At 52.3% G+C, this 15,915-nt stretch carries 16 protein-coding genes; 10 read left to right on the top strand and 6 right to left on the bottom strand.

The window, feature by feature from the left end:
• Nucleotides 1-202 precede the first annotated feature (202 nt).
• From WBL42_RS08365 to WBL42_RS08355, 3 genes are all read right to left on the bottom strand, one after another.
• Nucleotides 203-805 carry a YIP1 family protein gene (locus tag WBL42_RS08365; protein WP_424720820.1) on the bottom strand — a complete coding sequence of 201 codons (603 nt, stop codon included), beginning with the start codon at nucleotides 803-805 and terminating at the stop codon, nucleotides 203-205.
• Nucleotides 806-1,106: 301 nt separating this feature from the next.
• Nucleotides 1,107-2,819 carry a PAS domain S-box protein gene (locus WBL42_RS08360; RefSeq protein WP_424720819.1) on the bottom strand — a complete coding sequence of 571 codons (1,713 nt, stop codon included), beginning with the start codon at nucleotides 2,817-2,819 and terminating at the stop codon, nucleotides 1,107-1,109.
• A 219-nt stretch (nucleotides 2,820-3,038) separates the two neighbouring features.
• Nucleotides 3,039-3,341, bottom strand: a complete 303-nt coding sequence (locus tag WBL42_RS08355) for a hypothetical protein (protein WP_424720818.1) — start codon at nucleotides 3,339-3,341, stop codon at nucleotides 3,039-3,041.
• Between the two features lie 783 nt (nucleotides 3,342-4,124).
• Here WBL42_RS08355 and thiC point away from each other — a divergent pair.
• From thiC to WBL42_RS08310, 9 genes are all read left to right on the top strand, one after another.
• Complete coding sequence (gene thiC, locus WBL42_RS08350; protein ID WP_424720817.1) at nucleotides 4,125-5,402, top strand: phosphomethylpyrimidine synthase ThiC; 1,278 nt, start codon at nucleotides 4,125-4,127, stop codon at nucleotides 5,400-5,402.
• Nucleotides 5,403-5,458: 56 nt separating this feature from the next.
• A complete protein-coding gene (locus WBL42_RS08345; protein WP_424720816.1) occupies nucleotides 5,459-6,121 on the top strand; it encodes a 5-formyltetrahydrofolate cyclo-ligase in 663 nt (220 codons plus the stop codon).
• Nucleotides 6,108-6,980, top strand: coding sequence for an anaerobic ribonucleoside-triphosphate reductase activating protein (locus tag WBL42_RS08340; protein WP_424720835.1), 873 nt, complete (start codon nucleotides 6,108-6,110; stop codon nucleotides 6,978-6,980). The genes WBL42_RS08345 and WBL42_RS08340 overlap by 14 nt, the downstream gene beginning before the upstream one ends.
• Nucleotides 6,934-7,482, top strand: a complete 549-nt coding sequence (locus WBL42_RS08335) for an AAA family ATPase (protein ID WP_424720815.1) — start codon at nucleotides 6,934-6,936, stop codon at nucleotides 7,480-7,482. The genes WBL42_RS08340 and WBL42_RS08335 overlap by 47 nt, the downstream gene beginning before the upstream one ends.
• Entirely contained in the window at nucleotides 7,479-8,255 is a 777-nt protein-coding gene (locus WBL42_RS08330) for a sugar phosphate isomerase/epimerase family protein (protein WP_424720814.1), read from the top strand. The genes WBL42_RS08335 and WBL42_RS08330 overlap by 4 nt, the downstream gene beginning before the upstream one ends.
• A gap of 52 nt (nucleotides 8,256-8,307) precedes the next feature.
• Complete coding sequence (gene rnz / locus WBL42_RS08325) at nucleotides 8,308-9,246, top strand: ribonuclease Z (RefSeq protein ID WP_424720813.1); 939 nt, start codon at nucleotides 8,308-8,310, stop codon at nucleotides 9,244-9,246.
• Between the two features lie 193 nt (nucleotides 9,247-9,439).
• Entirely contained in the window at nucleotides 9,440-11,296 is a 1,857-nt protein-coding gene (locus WBL42_RS08320) for a DHH family phosphoesterase (RefSeq protein ID WP_424720812.1), read from the top strand.
• 216 nt (nucleotides 11,297-11,512) lie between these two features.
• Nucleotides 11,513-11,764, top strand: a complete 252-nt coding sequence (locus WBL42_RS08315) for a DUF7123 family protein (protein WP_424026525.1) — start codon at nucleotides 11,513-11,515, stop codon at nucleotides 11,762-11,764.
• A 25-nt stretch (nucleotides 11,765-11,789) separates the two neighbouring features.
• Nucleotides 11,790-11,978: a hypothetical protein gene (locus WBL42_RS08310; RefSeq protein WP_424720811.1), complete on the top strand. Its 189-nt coding sequence runs from the start codon at nucleotides 11,790-11,792 to the stop codon at nucleotides 11,976-11,978.
• A gap of 52 nt (nucleotides 11,979-12,030) precedes the next feature.
• Here the strand turns inward: WBL42_RS08310 and WBL42_RS08305 are convergent, their stop codons facing one another.
• Nucleotides 12,031-12,690, bottom strand: a complete 660-nt coding sequence (locus tag WBL42_RS08305) for a hypothetical protein (RefSeq protein WP_424720810.1) — start codon at nucleotides 12,688-12,690, stop codon at nucleotides 12,031-12,033.
• Between the two features lie 161 nt (nucleotides 12,691-12,851).
• On the opposite strand from WBL42_RS08305, the gene WBL42_RS08300 reads away from it, so the two are divergent.
• Nucleotides 12,852-13,124: a hypothetical protein gene (locus WBL42_RS08300; protein WP_424720809.1), complete on the top strand. Its 273-nt coding sequence runs from the start codon at nucleotides 12,852-12,854 to the stop codon at nucleotides 13,122-13,124.
• 22 nt (nucleotides 13,125-13,146) lie between these two features.
• Here WBL42_RS08300 and WBL42_RS08295 read toward each other — a convergent pair whose 3' ends face one another.
• The gene (locus WBL42_RS08295) at nucleotides 13,147-13,941 is read right to left on the bottom strand and encodes a CheR family methyltransferase (protein ID WP_424720834.1); all 795 of its coding nucleotides are present in this window, start codon (nucleotides 13,939-13,941) and stop codon (nucleotides 13,147-13,149) included.
• Nucleotides 13,942-13,985: 44 nt separating this feature from the next.
• The coding region (locus WBL42_RS08290; RefSeq protein WP_424720808.1) for a methyl-accepting chemotaxis protein at nucleotides 13,986-15,915 on the bottom strand (1,930 nt) is incomplete at its 5' end.

Below are 15,915 nucleotides of genomic sequence, written 5' to 3'. Positions count from 1 at the left end.
AGACTACCCCCAACCCTGCTATATGACGAAAGTTTCCCTGGCATGCGGCCCTGGATTAAAAAAGTCCAACAATTTCAAAAAAATAAAAACCGGGATAAAACCAACACCCGATGTTAAGTAAAATTTTATGATATTGGGGGCTCTGTAGAACTGCTGTTTTTTTCAAATGAAAAAGAGGAATTTTACAGAGCCGAAAAATATCTCATTGTAGCCTGGGTATCACAGCCGAAAAAGCGGGAATAGCCATTATGTTCTGGGGTTCTACGTGTGAAGAGCTCATGAGGGGCAGGAAATAGAATACAAACGCGATGATCACTGGTATGAGAATTGCGATGATCATAACGAGTGCTGCTTTACCCGTACTGAATCCGGCAAGCTCACGTATACCAAGTATATTGAGAATGAACGACCATATCGCGAAGAGTGGGCCAATCACAGGGATCCATCCAAGGAGCAGGGATGGAGTCATACCGTACACGAAACCTTTCATGGTCCGCATGGTACCGTTGCGACCGCCAAGAATATAGACCCAGAGATGAATCCACGCGCCGGCGATAATCGTAAAAATGATCCCTCTGGCAAAAACTCCAATAAAAACCATGACCGGTATCCACATTCCAAAGCCCAACGCTCTTATAGCGTTAAATGTTATAGCGGCAATAAAAGCGCTCAGGACGGCATTAAAAAATACTAGCGCACCGAGATAAGAAAAGACAGTACCTGTTGCATCATCACCTGATGCCTGGAACATCGCGACCGGATTCAGGATAAAACCTTTAACTTTAGCGAGAATTATGTCAATCATATGAAAAAAACAACAAATTAATATTTAAATATTTCTTCTTGATTTTTTTCGTTTATGTAAACAAATTCATTGCCAACTGTGATAAAATAAAAAAAATCAGCACTGTACCTCAGCTTTTGTGGGTAGTTGTTTACTCCGGAGAATGTAGGTTTTCTCCAGAGCCATATTTTTTAAAGAAAACATAATCGTTTTTTCAATTTTATCAATAAAACGTCATCCATGAGAAAAATTCAGAGTTGATTGTCTCAATAGCTGATGAAATCTTCTCCTCCTCGAATTTCGTTTCACCCGATTCTTCGGACTATGCAGGGATTATCTTCTCATCAGTGAACCGGAACGCCCCCCCCGGCACAACCATCCCGAAACGTGCCCCTTTTCCCGGCTCTCCGGTCTCCGCAATGGTGATTCCGGTAATTGCGAGGATCTCCCGGGAGAGGAAAAGGCCAAGGCCGGTATTTTTCCCGAAGCCCTGCCCGAACAGGTTCTTTTTATCCCCGATCGCGATCCCGGCCCCATCGTCCTCGCAGATAAGGACGAGCTCCCTATCGGTCTCATGGCAGGAGAAGTGGATCTCCGTCATTGCCTCACCGCCATATTTCAGGGCATTGTCGATCAGGTTGTAGAAGACCTTCCCGAACATGGGATCGGCATAAACCGAGAGGTCCGCCCGGTCAACCTCCACCCGGATATCCCGCATGGGCAGGATGGCAACTGCCTGCCTGACACTTACATTGACATTCTGCCAGACAGGAGCTGTGGTTCCCATATCCTCGTAGGCTTTCGTGAAATCTATCTGGTGCCCCATTATTTCAACAATCCTCACTTCGGTTTTGAGATACTCTGATGCGGCGGGATTGGAATCGAGTTCTTCTTTCGAAAGCTCGAGATATCCCGAGAGGGCCATGAGCTGGTTCTTGATATCGTGCCGGGTTATCGATGAGAGGATCGTGAGTTTTTTATTTACCCGGGAGAGCGTATCCTCTGCGGCCTTCCGCCCGGTGATATCGGTGATCACGGATAAGAATGCCGGAATCCCCTTGTATTCAATCCGCACGGTCTTGATCATGCAGTGCCGGATTGTGCCGTCCCGGAGCTGGATATCAATCTCCCGCGATGGAGCCGGGGTAGCTTCGTTCCGGGTTGTTTTGATAAACGCCCGGAAGGCCCCGGCACTTGCAGGGGTCAAGAGCGAATAGAGGGATTGCCCGGCAAGGGTCTCCCGCGAGAGCCCCCTGAGCAGGGTCGCTGCCGGGTTGGCGTAAAGGATGGACTCCCTGTCATGGACGAGAATATAATCCGGGAGGTTGTCCGCAAGGTTCCGGTACAGCTCCTCGCTATTCCGGAGCTCGATATTGGACCGGGCCATATTGAGCATCAGGAAGGAACCCGTGGAAACGATATCCATGAGGATAGTGACGATAAAGAAGATCGGGTTTATGGGGTCCGGGCCCCCAAGCGAGTGGTCCCCGGGGGTGACGATCGCATGAACGGTTATCGTGGTCCAGAGGAGTGCCGTGACAAGGAGGGCCGCAGCAAAGCTGTACCTGACCGACCGGGTTTCCGGTTCCCTGAACCGTATGGCGATAAGGGAGGTCGCAACAAAGCTGGGGACAATGAGCACCCCGATAATCACGCCACGCATGATTTGTGAATCGATACGGAACGTAAACCAGATTAACAGGAGAGCGGCTGGTATCAGGATGCAGTACACGATCCCGGGGAGCGCCCTTGCCCGGAAATATTTCCCGGTACTGTCGAGCCGCATCATGACCGACAGCACGATTAAAAGATCTGCCACCGTTGAGGAGAGCAGGACAGGCAGGGATCCACCGATCACGTACAGAAAATACCCGCAGGACGTGACCAGCAGGGAAAGCATCCATGTCCTGAACCCGTCATGGGTCTTCTGGGACCTCCAGAAGGTAAAGAGCATCAGCGTGAGGACTACGTTGACGAGAAAGAGGGTCAGAAAAAGGGTCCTGATGTCGAGCGTCCACATGGTATCACACTGCATCCGGGATATCCAGCCGGATCTTTCTCAATGGTTATCGAGAGTGAATATTTTCCCTCTGGTATAATGAATATTCTTAATTTGGTTCTGTTAACTTGGTGAGGGGTAAGAAAGAGTGTTAACTGTCGTGGGATAGGTTTCCGCGAGTCGGTAGTTTTGTAGTACGCTTTACATTAAAAATAAAGTTGATGATGATATTTTTTTAAATGCGGGTGGAATAAATTAACATTTTCTTCCAACCCAAGAATATTTGAACTGATTAACAGTTTGTGTTGAATTTTCAAATCCCGAATTAAGAGTGAAAATATAATATTGACTATCTGCCATTAAAAAAGCATAACGATTTCCATCGTCTGTAGTTAATATTATAGTATCATTGCTTTCCCAAACGTAGTTTCCTCGAACAATTTGTTCTGGTGATCCGAAAAAAACTGAACCATTCGTAGAATCACTTGTATCAACAGAAAATGTTCCCGAATGAGTGTCATCAGAATTTGAGAGATAGATAGATTCACTACTGTTCATGTTCTCCAGACTTCCTCCCATCCACCCGGGTCCAGATGCACACGCTACGCAACCAGTAATAACCACGGTAAAAACAAGTATCATTAAAAGACTTATTATTTTCAAGAAGTCACCAAATTACATAAGATTTTATTATTTATTATATATTTTCATTTTATTTTGCCTTCACTGTCTGGCTCGCATTCTGGATCAATGTCATCCACTTGTTCTCACCCTCAACCACAATCCCGCACGCTTCCGCCAGGGTCTTTCCGTATAATGCTTCGTGTGGTCTGACGTAGTTGTGTTAAATCTGCATACCTGCGGCAAATTCTGCCGCGCCAACGGGGCCCGCCTCAGGAGCTCTCAGAGGCACGGCGGGGCAGATTACCGGGTTTAAAGATTGTAAGGTAACAGGCCTCCGCGGGGCGCCCTTCGGGGCGGCGGCAGTTATCACGTTGGGGGTATGGGGGCATCAGCCCCCAGTAGTTAATCCTGATGAAGCCAATTTTCTTGCGAAATCCTGACCACAACTGATGGTACCGTTTGGCCAGAAGATCCAAGGTACATTATCCTCATGCATTCCTGCGGCAAACTCATGAATTCCCTTGGTGCATCCAGCCTTCTCTTCACCGGATTCTCAATGAATCCCCAGTCGAACCACAGGAAAGATCCTGGTCCAACCAAAACACAAAAAAAACTGCGTTATTCCAAATCAACTTTACTTGTGGAGTTAACAAGCCAGATTTAGTCCAGAATTGAAAAACCGAGCCTTTATCTGGTCTTTACCACAACCATTATGGTATGAGTATTATCACAGATGCCAGGAGTGGCATCGTCACGGAAGAGATGAAACTGGTGGCAAAGCAGGAAGGAGTCACCGAAGACTTCGTCCGGCGCAGCGTTGCCGAAGGACATATCGTTATCCCGGTCTCCCCGTACAGGAAAGTAAAGATCTGTGGTATCGGTGCAGGCCTTCGCACGAAGGTCAATGCATCGATCGGCACGTCAACAGATATCGTCAATATTCCTGAAGAGATCGAAAAGGCACGGCAGGCAGAACTGGCCGGCGCCGACACCCTCATGGAGCTCTCCACAGGCGGAGACTTCCAGGAGATCCGCAGGCAGGTCGTCGCCAACACCAGCCTCTCGGTCGGCTGCGTGCCGCTCTACCAGGCATTTATTGAAGCGGCACAGAAGGACGGCGCTGTCGTGAACATGAAAGAGGATGACCTCTTCCGTATCACCGCAGAGCAGGCAAAACTCGGTACCAACTTCATGGCAATCCACACCGGCATCAACTTCGAGACCGTCAAGCGCCTGAGAAACCAGGGCCGTCATGCGGGGCTTGTCTCCCGGGGCGGTGCATTCATGACCGCATGGATGCTCCACAACGAGAAAGAGAACCCCCTTTACAGCGAGTTCGATTACCTCCTTGAGATCATGAAAGAGCATGAGGTCACCCTCTCGATGGGTAATGGTATGCGGGCAGGTGCAATTCACGATGCGACCGACCGGGCTGGCATCCAGGAACTGCTCATCAATGCGGAACTCGCGGACAAGGCACATGCACAGGGAGTGCAGGTGATTGTCGAAGGTCCGGGCCATGTGCCGATCGATGAGATCGCAACCAACGTCCAGCTCATGAAGCGGGTCACCAATAACAAGCCGTTCTATATGCTGGGCCCCATTGTCACCGATATCGCACCGGGTTACGATGACCGCGTGGCAGCGATCGGCGCCGCCATCTCCTCCTCGCTCGGTGCGGACTTCATCTGTTACGTGACACCCGCGGAACACCTCGCCCTTCCAACCCCTGAAGAAGTATACGAGGGGGTCATGAGCTCACGGATCGCTGCCCATGTAGGCGACATGATCAAGCTGAAGAAGACCCGGGACCTCGACCTCGAGATGGGGCACGCCCGCCGCGACCTCGACTGGGACCGCCAGTTTGCCGTTGCCATGAACCCCGCCCGGGCAAAGGCAATACGGGCAGAGCGGATGCCGGCCGATACCGACGGATGCACGATGTGCGGTGATTACTGCGCCATCAAGATCGTCAACCGGCATTTCAAATTCTGATCACCACCACAGCCACGCACTTTTTTTAATTTCCAGGGCACGCCATCTCAACGATTATGGCAGAAGACGGTCAATTATCTGTACCTACTACCATGCAGGAAACAGATCTCCCGTCTACCAAGCGCAGCATGCGGGACACAGCCCGCAATAAACGTGCAGCTCTTTCACCGGAGGAAATTTCGGCAGCGAGCAACAGCATCCGTGAACACCTGATGGGCATCCTTGACGGCACGGGCCAGCTCATGGTCTATGTCTCAAAACCTCTCGAAGTGGACACGCACCCGCTTATCGAACAGCTGTTATCCGGTAAGCGGAAGATCGTGGTCCCGATCATTGAGAAAGAGACAAAGACACTGCGACTCACCTATCTTACCCAAACCTCTGACCTTATCGAGAGCACATTCGGCGTCCCTGAACCGATCGGACGGGAACAACCGGTTGATCCGCGGGCGGTCAAAGCAGTAATCGTCCCCATGCTCGGGTTCGATCAACGGGGCCATCGTCTCGGGTACGGGTCCGGCTACTATGACCGGTTCCTGTCGGCCAATCCCCACCTGCTGAAAATCGGGCTCGCGTTCTCATGCCTCGAAGCAGCAGAGATCCCCGTGGATGAAAATGATGTCAGTATGGACCTGATCATTACTGAACACGGCATCATCCGCTGCGGGAGCTGCCGGGCCCCGGATAAAGGGGATACTTGGCGCAATACACTCAAATAACCCCGGGAATAAAATAATCCGGCACGGTGATCATATCCAGCTGAATTTCGGTGGCTTTGTCTCCCTCTCGACCGTAGACTGGCGGGGCAGGTCTGCCTGTACCGTCTTTTTCCGGGGATGCCCCCTGCGCTGCTCCTACTGCCAGAACGAGGCAATCCAGACAGGCAGCGATCTCCGGGATATTGAAGCGATCACAGATATGATTATGACCTCCTCCCCGTTCATCAGCGGGGTGGTTTTTTCCGGGGGGGAACCAACCCTGCAGAAGGAGGCGCTCCTGGCACTTGCGAGGTTTGCAAAAAAGCAACATCTCGCCGTAGGCATCCAGACCAACGGCCAGTTCCCGGCAACGCTCGAGGCACTTATTGCCGAAAGCCTGGCGGACAGGATAGCCATAGACTACAAAACACGGTGGGAAGGATTTTCATCAATGCCGGGCGACCATGCCCCGGTACCCCGGGATAACTACCAGAAAAATATAAAAAAATCCATTGCCATCTGCAAAAAAGCCCTGCGGGAACAAGTGATCAGGGAATTCGAGATCGTGATAACGGTATTTTACGAAAATGAAGAGTATATTAAGGAGATCGCTGCCCAGATCGGGACTATTCCCCTTGTCCTCCAGCAGGGAGAGCACAAGATCGGGAACCTGCAGGCAACAGCATCTGATATCAGTCATGGGGAATATATCAGTAAGAGAAGAAGTCTCCAGGAACTGCACCCCCCGCTGACACTTGCGGAGATCAAGAAGATCGCTGACGAACTCGGCAGGACCGTACGGATCCGGACACGGGAGGCAGGAGAGATAACCTATGAAAGTGATTGGCGTTGTCGGGATGCCCGCAAGCGGCAAAGGTGAATTTTCCAGTATTGCATCCGGCATGGGCGTACCGGTCATAGTCATGGGCGACATGATCCGCAGGGCCGTACAGGAGGCAGGGCTTGAACCGGATGACAAAAATTTCGGTGCCACGGCCAACCGGCTCCGGGCAGAACGGGGAATGGATGCGATCGCCCAGCTCTGCGTACCGGAGATCCAGCGCCAGGACGCACCCCTTATCTTAGTCGACGGGATCCGGGGCGACACAGAAGTGGCTCTCTTCCGGAAACATTTCCCCGGGTTTACTCTCATCAGTATCGAATCCTCGTTCGAAGACCGGCTCGCGCGAATAGCGGCGAGGGCCCGGTCGGATGATTTCACCACGGCTGAAGAACTCCGCACCCGGGACACCCGCGAACTGAGCTGGGGACTCGGCAATGCCCTGAAAGTGGCAGATCTTCACCTTGAGAACAAGGGCAGTCTGCCGGAATTCTCCGAACGGGTCAGGAACCTTCTCTGCGAACTTGGGGGACCCCCTTGACAGCCGCACTCTATTTTTCCTCTTCAGCCAAGGTCTGGGACGATATCACCTGGGTCTACGGGATTGAAGAGGCAGGTTATGCTGGATGGGAGATCGTCAGCGACGGGAATTACCGGCTGGAAAACCCGGATTGTTTTAGAAAAGTCCGGGATATGCTTGAGACAACAGGTCTCGGTGCATCTGTCCACGCCCCATACGGAGACCTGAATATTGCCACCCTCAACGACCCGATCTGGCGGGAGTCAATCCGCCAGCTCTGTTCCTGCATCGAGTACGCAGCCCCGCTCACCGACTGTGTCACCATCCACCCGGGATATATTTCACCCATCGGCAAGATGCTGCCCCAGAAAGTCTGGGAACTCCAGAAAGAGGCACTCCGGCAAATTGGCAGGTGTGCTACAGAACATGGCGTGCTGGCCTGTCTCGAAAATATGATCAGCGTTAAGGAATTTCTCTGCCGGCAGCCGGAGGAACTGATCGGCATGACCGAAGGAATCAGGGGGATCGGCATGACATTCGATTTCGGCCATGCGAACACGATTGGAAAAGTCCCGGAATTCCTGAAGTTTATCGACAAAGCTGACCACATCCATATCCACGACAATCACGGCATGTTGGATGAACACCTGCCGCTCGGTGATGGTACGATTGCATGGGAAACCTTAGGAAACGGGATCAGCTCCCGCTATCCGGGAAAACGGATTGTTATCGAAGGACGGTCAATTGAAGAAGCAAAGAAGAGCCTTGCCGTGTACAGGAGATATTTCACATGAGACATGAGCTGCCGTGGGACGAACCTGGAAAATCTTCTGGAGTGGATTTTCCATGAGCGGTGAGACCCTGCACGTCTATTTCCTCGGCACTGCCGGGGCCCTGCCCACACCATCCCGTAATCCTCCCTGTATCATGATCCGGCGGGGTTCCGACACACTGCTCTTTGACTGCGGGGAAGGCGCCCAGCAGCAGATGATGCGTTCGCGCTGCGGGTTCACCGTCAATGCGATATTCGTCTCACACTGGCACGCGGATCACTTCCTCGGTATCTTCGGGCTGGTCCAGACGATGTCATTCAATGGCCGGACAGAGCCCCTGACCATCTACGGCCCGGAATGGGTGCACGAGTTTGTCAACACGCTCAGGCACGTGGCCCGGTTCAACCTGAAATTCCCTCTCGACGCAGTGGAACTCGGGCATGGCTCGTGGGTGCGGTTCGACGGCTATACGGTCACGGCTTTTGCCGCAAACCACGGGCTCCCGTCCCTTGGCTATATTCTCGAAGAGGATCCCAGGCCGGGACGGTTCAACCGGGAGCAGGCCATCGCTCTTGGCGTTCCCGCAGGCCCGCTCTTCGGCAGGCTCCAGAGGGGTGAACCGGTAACCATAGGAACCGGCGATGCGGCAGTCGGGGTCCGTCCGGAACAGGTGATGGGCGAGCCACGGCCCGGCCGCAAGATCGTATATACCGGGGACACACGGGCAATATATTCCACGATCCTGGATTTGGCACGGAATGCCGATCTCCTGATCCACGATGCAACCTATGACGATTCCGAATCGGCCCGGGCTGCCGAGTTCTACCATGCCACCGCCACACAGGCAGGAGAGGCGGCCGCAGCCCTCAATGCAAAAACCCTGGTGCTCATCCATACAAGCTCGCGGTATACGGATGTCCAGGCCCACGCGTCCGATGCACGGAAAAAATTCTCCGGTACGATCCTCATACCGAACGATCTTGACATGGTTGAAGTGCCATTCCGTGACTGAATGGCCCTGCCCGGACTTCTTTTTCACGGGTCCTGCTCCCGGTTCTTCGCCTGTTAGCGGATAACAAGTAAATTAAGCATTCAGGCACCCATTGATACTCATACAGAGCATGCCGGTATCCGTGCGGCGTTGTCGATACCCGATATCATATCGCAACAATATGCCGTTTCGCTGTGTGTGGTGAGTGTGAAATATGCAGAATAATGATGAAAATGATGTCCTTGTCTACAGGCTTGGCACCGGTTGTGACCTTGCCGATGTCGAGGAAGGTAAAGTCTACCAGGGAAAGGTCCAGGGATTTGCAACATTCGGTATGTTTGTCCAGGTGAATGACCGGATCAAGGGTCTTGTGCACAAGAGCAATATCAAGGCCGAACACAAGGAACGCGATTCAATCCTTGTCCGGGTCCGCCAGATCCGGCCGAACGGGAATATTGACCTCGAAGAGGTCCAGATCCAGGTCTACCAGGTCCAGAACATCGAGCGCAAGTCCACAACGGTACGTATTTCTGACCTGTCCGGCAAAGTAGGAAAGACCGTGGCAATTGAAGGTGAAGTTGCCCAGATCAAGCAGACGAGCGGGCCGACAATCTTCACGATTGTTGATGAGACCGGCACCCAGAACGCTGCCGCATTTGTCGAAGCCGGGGTACGGGCATACCCGGAAGTGGAGCTGGAGAATATCGTCAAGGTCATCGGCGAAGTGATGATGCGCAACAACCAGCTCCAGATCGAGGTGGATGCGATCACGGTCCTGACCGGGGAAGACTCCGGTGCCGTAAAAGTGAGGATTGAGAAAGCGCTGGACGCGAGGGCAGAACCGGAAGAAGTCCCGCTCCTTGTGAAGAGCGAAGTGATGGAGAAACTCCGGCCCGAGATGCGCAAGGTCGCAAAGCTGATCCGGAAGGCGGTCTTCACCTCCCAGCCCATTATCCTCCGCCACCATGCAGATGCCGACGGTATCTGTTCTGCGGTAGCCATAGAGCAGGCAGTAGTCTCCCTTATCCGGGAATCGGGCGGGGACTTCGATGCCGATTACTTCCTCTTCAAGCGGGCACCCTCAAAAGCTCCCTTCTACGAGATCGAGGACATCACCCGTGACCTCGATTTCTCGCTCAAGGACCATATCCGCTACGGCCAGAAGATGCCGCTCGTTATCCTCACCGATAACGGTTCCACGGAAGAGGACGAACCGTCCTACAAGATCGCCAGTGTCTACGAGATCCCGTTCATTGTCATCGATCACCACCACCCGGACGCAACCATCGACAAATATCTCCTTGCCCATGTCAACCCCTACCACGTTGGCGGGGATTTCGGGATCACGGCCGGGATGCTCGGGACAGAAGTCGCCCGTCTGATCAACCCCAAAGTCGAGCCCTTCATCCGCCACCTCCCGGCAGTTGCCGGGGTCGGCGATCGCAGCGAGGCCCCGGAACGGGCCCTCTTCCTTGCCCTTGTCCGGGACCAGTACCCGGAAGAGGCCTGCAAGAATATCGCCCTCGCCCTGGACTACGAACAGTTCTGGCTCCGGTTCAATGACGGCCGCGAGATCGTCAAGGACATCCTCAATATTACCGGCAACACAGAACGCCACAAAAAACTCGTGGCCCTCCTCGTGGATGGGGCGAACACGATGATCGAGGACCAGATGAGCGCCTGTATGCCCCACGTGGTGCCCCGGGTGCTCTCCAATGATGCCCATCTCTTCCTGATTGACGTCGAGATCCATGCGCACAAGTTCACATTCCCTCCCCCGGGCAAGACAAGTGGGGAAGTGCACGACCGGCTCTGCCGCCAGCATGCGGGAAAACCCGTGGTCACCATCGGGTTTGGCCCGGACTTTGCCGTCCTGCGATCCCGGGGCGTACTCATGAACATCCCGCGGATGGTCAGGGAACTCCGGGTCGAGATTCCCGGGGGCGGGATCAGCGGCGGCGGACATCTTGTAGTCGGCAGCATAAAGTTCGTGGAAGGCATGCGCGATGTTGTGCTTGAGGCTCTTATCCAAAAGATTGCCGATGCCCAGGTCCAGCAGCTTGGCCAGTAACCTTTTTTTAGTAATTCCTATGATTTTTTTGTCGGAAAATGTCTGAAATATGCGTTAAATGGTTAGAGAGAAAATAAGGCAAGCAGCGGACGAGATATAATCTTTCTGGTCGAAATCGTGGTCTGGTGAAAAAAACAGGACTGGATTTTTGTCAGTATGATTAGATATTTATATATAGGAATTGATCTATATGAGTTTTTAATGCTGAGGCACAACATGTCAACAACCAAAAAATTACGGGAGACGTACAATGAGACCCAGCACAAGATCGTTTTGTATCTCAACTCCGGTATAACCAAGGGGAAGCATTATTTCAAATCCAAATATATTGCAAAAGACCTTGGACTGTCACCCAAAGAAGTAGGTACAAACATGGCAATCCTTGCAGATATCTGTAAGGAACTTGACATAATCCGCTGGAGCTATTCGAACAGCACGACGTGGATGGTTACACCACGTGCAATCTGAAATCCAGTCACCGCACTCTTTTATCATGACAAAAGTTCTTGAACTGGAAGCAGAGATTGAATTTGTTGCAACTATCAACGATAACAAGGATTGCCTGATGTCACAGGATCCGACCCAGGAAAATCCCGATGCCCTCTGGTTCAACATCGATATACCAAAAGGGCATACCCTGAAAGCCGGGGACAAGGTCCGGGTCACCGTAGAAAAGATCTGACTGCCCCGGGATCCCCCGGCTCTTTTCCGTTAAAATCTTTAAAATTCCCGTATTACGCCGGTCGCTTGTAATACTGGTCGTAATAATCCCGGGGCGTCTCCAGGGTGATGGTATAGCTGTCGATGTAATCGGTGGTGATGATCATATACATATCGGTATTTGACGTCTCAATCACCCGGTACAGGGATCCCCGGTTTAAGATCTCCTCGCCGTTAATCACGGTGCCGTTGGACGCATAACAGAGAGCCATTTTGAAATTCCCGTACTGGGGCGTAAGGTTGGCGATTACGGTCGTATTGATGACCCATATCGGGTAAGGGACAAGGAATTTCTGGGTCAGACCGCCATGACTTTCAGAAATATATGCAAAGGGTACCATCTCACGGTTCCGGAGCGGCACATCCCCTGCCCCGAACGTGTCCATATTATCAGGCATCTTGAACGTCGGGTATAAAAACGGGTTGCCGGTATAAAAGATCCGGTACGGGGGAGCAATCGTAGGTTGGGGGGTGGGAGTTTCATTCCGGGACGGAAGTGCAGTAACCACGGGTATTATGGTGGCGGGTACGGGCTCCAGTGTAACCGGAAGGACTGGTGTTGGTGTTGGTGCGGGAGAACTAAGCTCCGACAGGTAGTGGGGATTTGCAATGAAAGCAATGACGATCACGATTACTACTCCAACCACCAGTGTCAGGATATCTCCGGTTTCCACATGTAGTACTGGGAGGGTACCTAAAAAAACGTGACGATTATAAAACGCTGATTCCAAGACAGGATCCTTCTGACGGAGTCTGTTCCGGGAACATACATGAGCCGCGAAGACTGCCGGCTGACGGTAAGCCGGATGTTTTATTATCCGAACGGAGAACATGCATGGGTATGGAGTTACCCGGGCTTCGGACATGGCTTGTCTTTTATCTCATCTCTTTTGTTGTCCTGCTCTGGGCGGCATTCCTCTCTGCACAGGGTGTGATGCTCTGGGTAAGCCTGCTTCTTGTCCTTCTCATCATCGGTGTCAATTTTGTCACGGTACTGAACCAGATAAAGATACATGCCGCAAGGAAAGAATTACAAAGGAAGCTCACCAGCGGATTCGAGCGTGGAACAGAGGCGGAAGTAAAAGGAGAGGGGGAAAAGCACAGCTGAAACGTCAGGCAGTGTGGGATACTTACTCCTTTTTCACAAAAACTTTCTGCACCGAGTGCTTCGGGGTAAACAGGTTCTCGACCTGCCGGCCCAGGTATTCGGTCTTTCCCATGATATAGTAACCATCGGTGACCAGCGCGGTATGGAACTGCCGGGCCAGATCATCCTTCTGTTTTTCCGTGAAATAGATCGTCACATTCCGGCAGGTGATCAGGTCGAGCCATTTTGCTATGGGTTCCCCTCCCATCAGGTCATGGGGGCGGAAACGGATCAATTCCTTGAGATGCGGTTTCACCTGGTAATTTCCGTCAGGGAGTTTGGTGAAATGACGGTGAATCTGCGATTCTGAGAGTTTCACCATCGCTTTTGGCGTATAGATCCCATCCTGTGCTTTTGCCAGGACAATCTTATCGATATCGGTAGCATAGATCTGGGCGGAAAGTTCCTTGTTCTGGCCTATGAAATCATGAAGGATCATGGCAATTGAGTAAGGCTCTTCCCCGGTTGAGCAACCCGCACACCAGATACGCAGCCGTTTGCGCTTTTTAAAGAGGTCCGGCAGTACTTCTTTTTTTAAGACATCGTATACATCACCGTCACGGAAGAACTCCGTTACGTTGATGGTAAGCGCTTTTCGCAGGACTTCCAGTTCCGGCACGTTGGCCTTGAGATATTTGAGATAATCCTCATAATTTGTCGTATTGGTGGATCGCATCCGTGAGAGCAGCCGCCGCTTGATATAATCCTCCTTGTAATTCCCGCACTGGATCTTCAGTGTCTGTTCTATGTATCGTTTGAGAGCGGCAAAATCATCCATAACCATTCACGTTATCCTGTCCCTGAATTAATCCAGTTTTCCAGTTAGTTGAGCCTGAACTGTTCCATCATCTTCCGGCTCTGCTCTGCCATAGCCGAGAGCTCTGATGACGCACTGGCAATCTCCTCGGTCGAGGCACTCGTTTCTTCGGCAAGGGCAGCCATGTCTTCCATGCGCTGCTGGTTTTCTCCTGTGAGCTTGCTGAATGATTCGATACCGGACATCAGCTGGCCGGTCGCCTTTGCCTGGTCCTCGGTTGCTTTGGTAATCTCACTTACACCGGCCGAGACGATGTTTGCTTCAGATATGATCATGTTCAGGGACTCGACAGTCCTGTTGACGCTGTCGATACCGGCCTTGATCTCTTCGAAAGAATTCCGCATGGAAATCGAGGTCTGCTCACTCTTGCCCTGGATAGCGCGAATCAGACTCTCAATCTGGCTGCTTGCTTTCTTGGACTCACCTGCCAGGTTCTTTACCTCTCCGGCGACGACAGCAAATCCGCGTCCGTGTTCCCCGGCCCGCGCGGCTTCAATGGCCGCGTTCAGGGCCAGCAGGTTGGTCTGGTTGGCAATATCCGTAATGAGGTTCACGATCTTTGATATCTGGCGCATCTGGTCGTTGAGAGCAGTGATCTCATCCACGCTCTGCTTGGATATCGTCTCCACGATCTGCATCTTGCTGGTGGCAAGCTTGCCAATCTCCGCAGCCTGTGCACCTTCCTTTGATGCTTTCTCGGCATGAGTCATGACATCGTGCGAGGTGCTTGCAATCTGCTCTATGGATGCAGATATTTCAGTGACGTCGTTGGAGATCTTCTGGATGCTGTTGATCTGGGTCTTGGCACTGTCCGTGGATTTCTGGCTGGAGAGAGCTACCTGCTCCGTTGCCTTTGCGATCTCCTCGGTGCTCCTGATAGTATCATTGATGGTGGTATCGAGTCGTTTCACCGCATCCGTGAGGCCGGCCAGGACCTTCTGGATAGACCCGGCAGCGGAATTGTAGTCGATTTTTATCTTGACGAGAGGATCGGCATCATCAAGGCTGAGCCGGAACGTAAGATCGCCTGCTGATATCTTTGCCATCGCGGTCTGGAGGTCGGCGGCGCTGACCGTGAGGAGTTCCGCATTCGCCTTTGCATCGTCCATCATCACCACGATCTTCGCTTCCTGCTCGCGCTGGACGGTGATATCGTTGTACACGCACAGGATTGTGGTAAGTTCTCCCTTGGCATCGAGGATAGGGATGCCATACTGCTCAAGGACGCGCCGGCCCGAGGGGAACTCGATGGTTATCTGGCCAAAACTCCGTTTCTTTTCGGTGAGCACTTTTTTCAGGCCCTCGCCTTTCTGTTCAATGATCCTGAAATCCTTGGCATTCATGGCAAGGAGTCGTTTCCTGTCAATCCCTGTCAGGACCTGGTAAGCCTCATTGGCCATGATGATTTTAAACCCGGTATCCATCAGCATAATCGGCATCGGGTTCTGCTTGACGATGATATCTGAACGCTGCTTGAGAGTTGCCACTTCTTCCATCTTTTTCTGGAGTTCCCTCTGGCCGGCTTCCTGGCTGGCAACGAGCGTGTTGATCTCATCCAGCTTTTTCCGGTCTTCCGTAATATCGTTGTAGACGATCAGGATACTGCCCACGTTACCGGAAGCATCATGGATTGGGATGCCATACTGCTGGAGTCGCCTGACCCCTTGGGGAAACTCGACGAGCACTTCGCCTTTCGAACGCTTCCCGTCACCGATCACGCTCTTGAGCCCTTCTCCCGACTGTTCAAGTACCCGGAAATCATGGAGGGTCATATTCTGGAGGTCATTACGGCTGATACCGCTCATGGAGATGTATGCCTCGTTGACGACACGGATGTGGAAGCTTTTGTCAACCAGGAGGATCGGCATCGGGTTCTGCTGGACGATCGTCTCAGATCTCTGCCGGAGCTGCTCGATCTCACCGTTCTTCTGGGAC

Source organism: Methanoregula sp., from assembly GCF_049686655.1.
In the GTDB taxonomy this organism is placed as follows: Archaea; Halobacteriota; Methanomicrobia; order Methanomicrobiales; family Methanospirillaceae; genus Methanoregula.
This window is presented reverse-complemented; position numbering and strand designations above follow the sequence as displayed.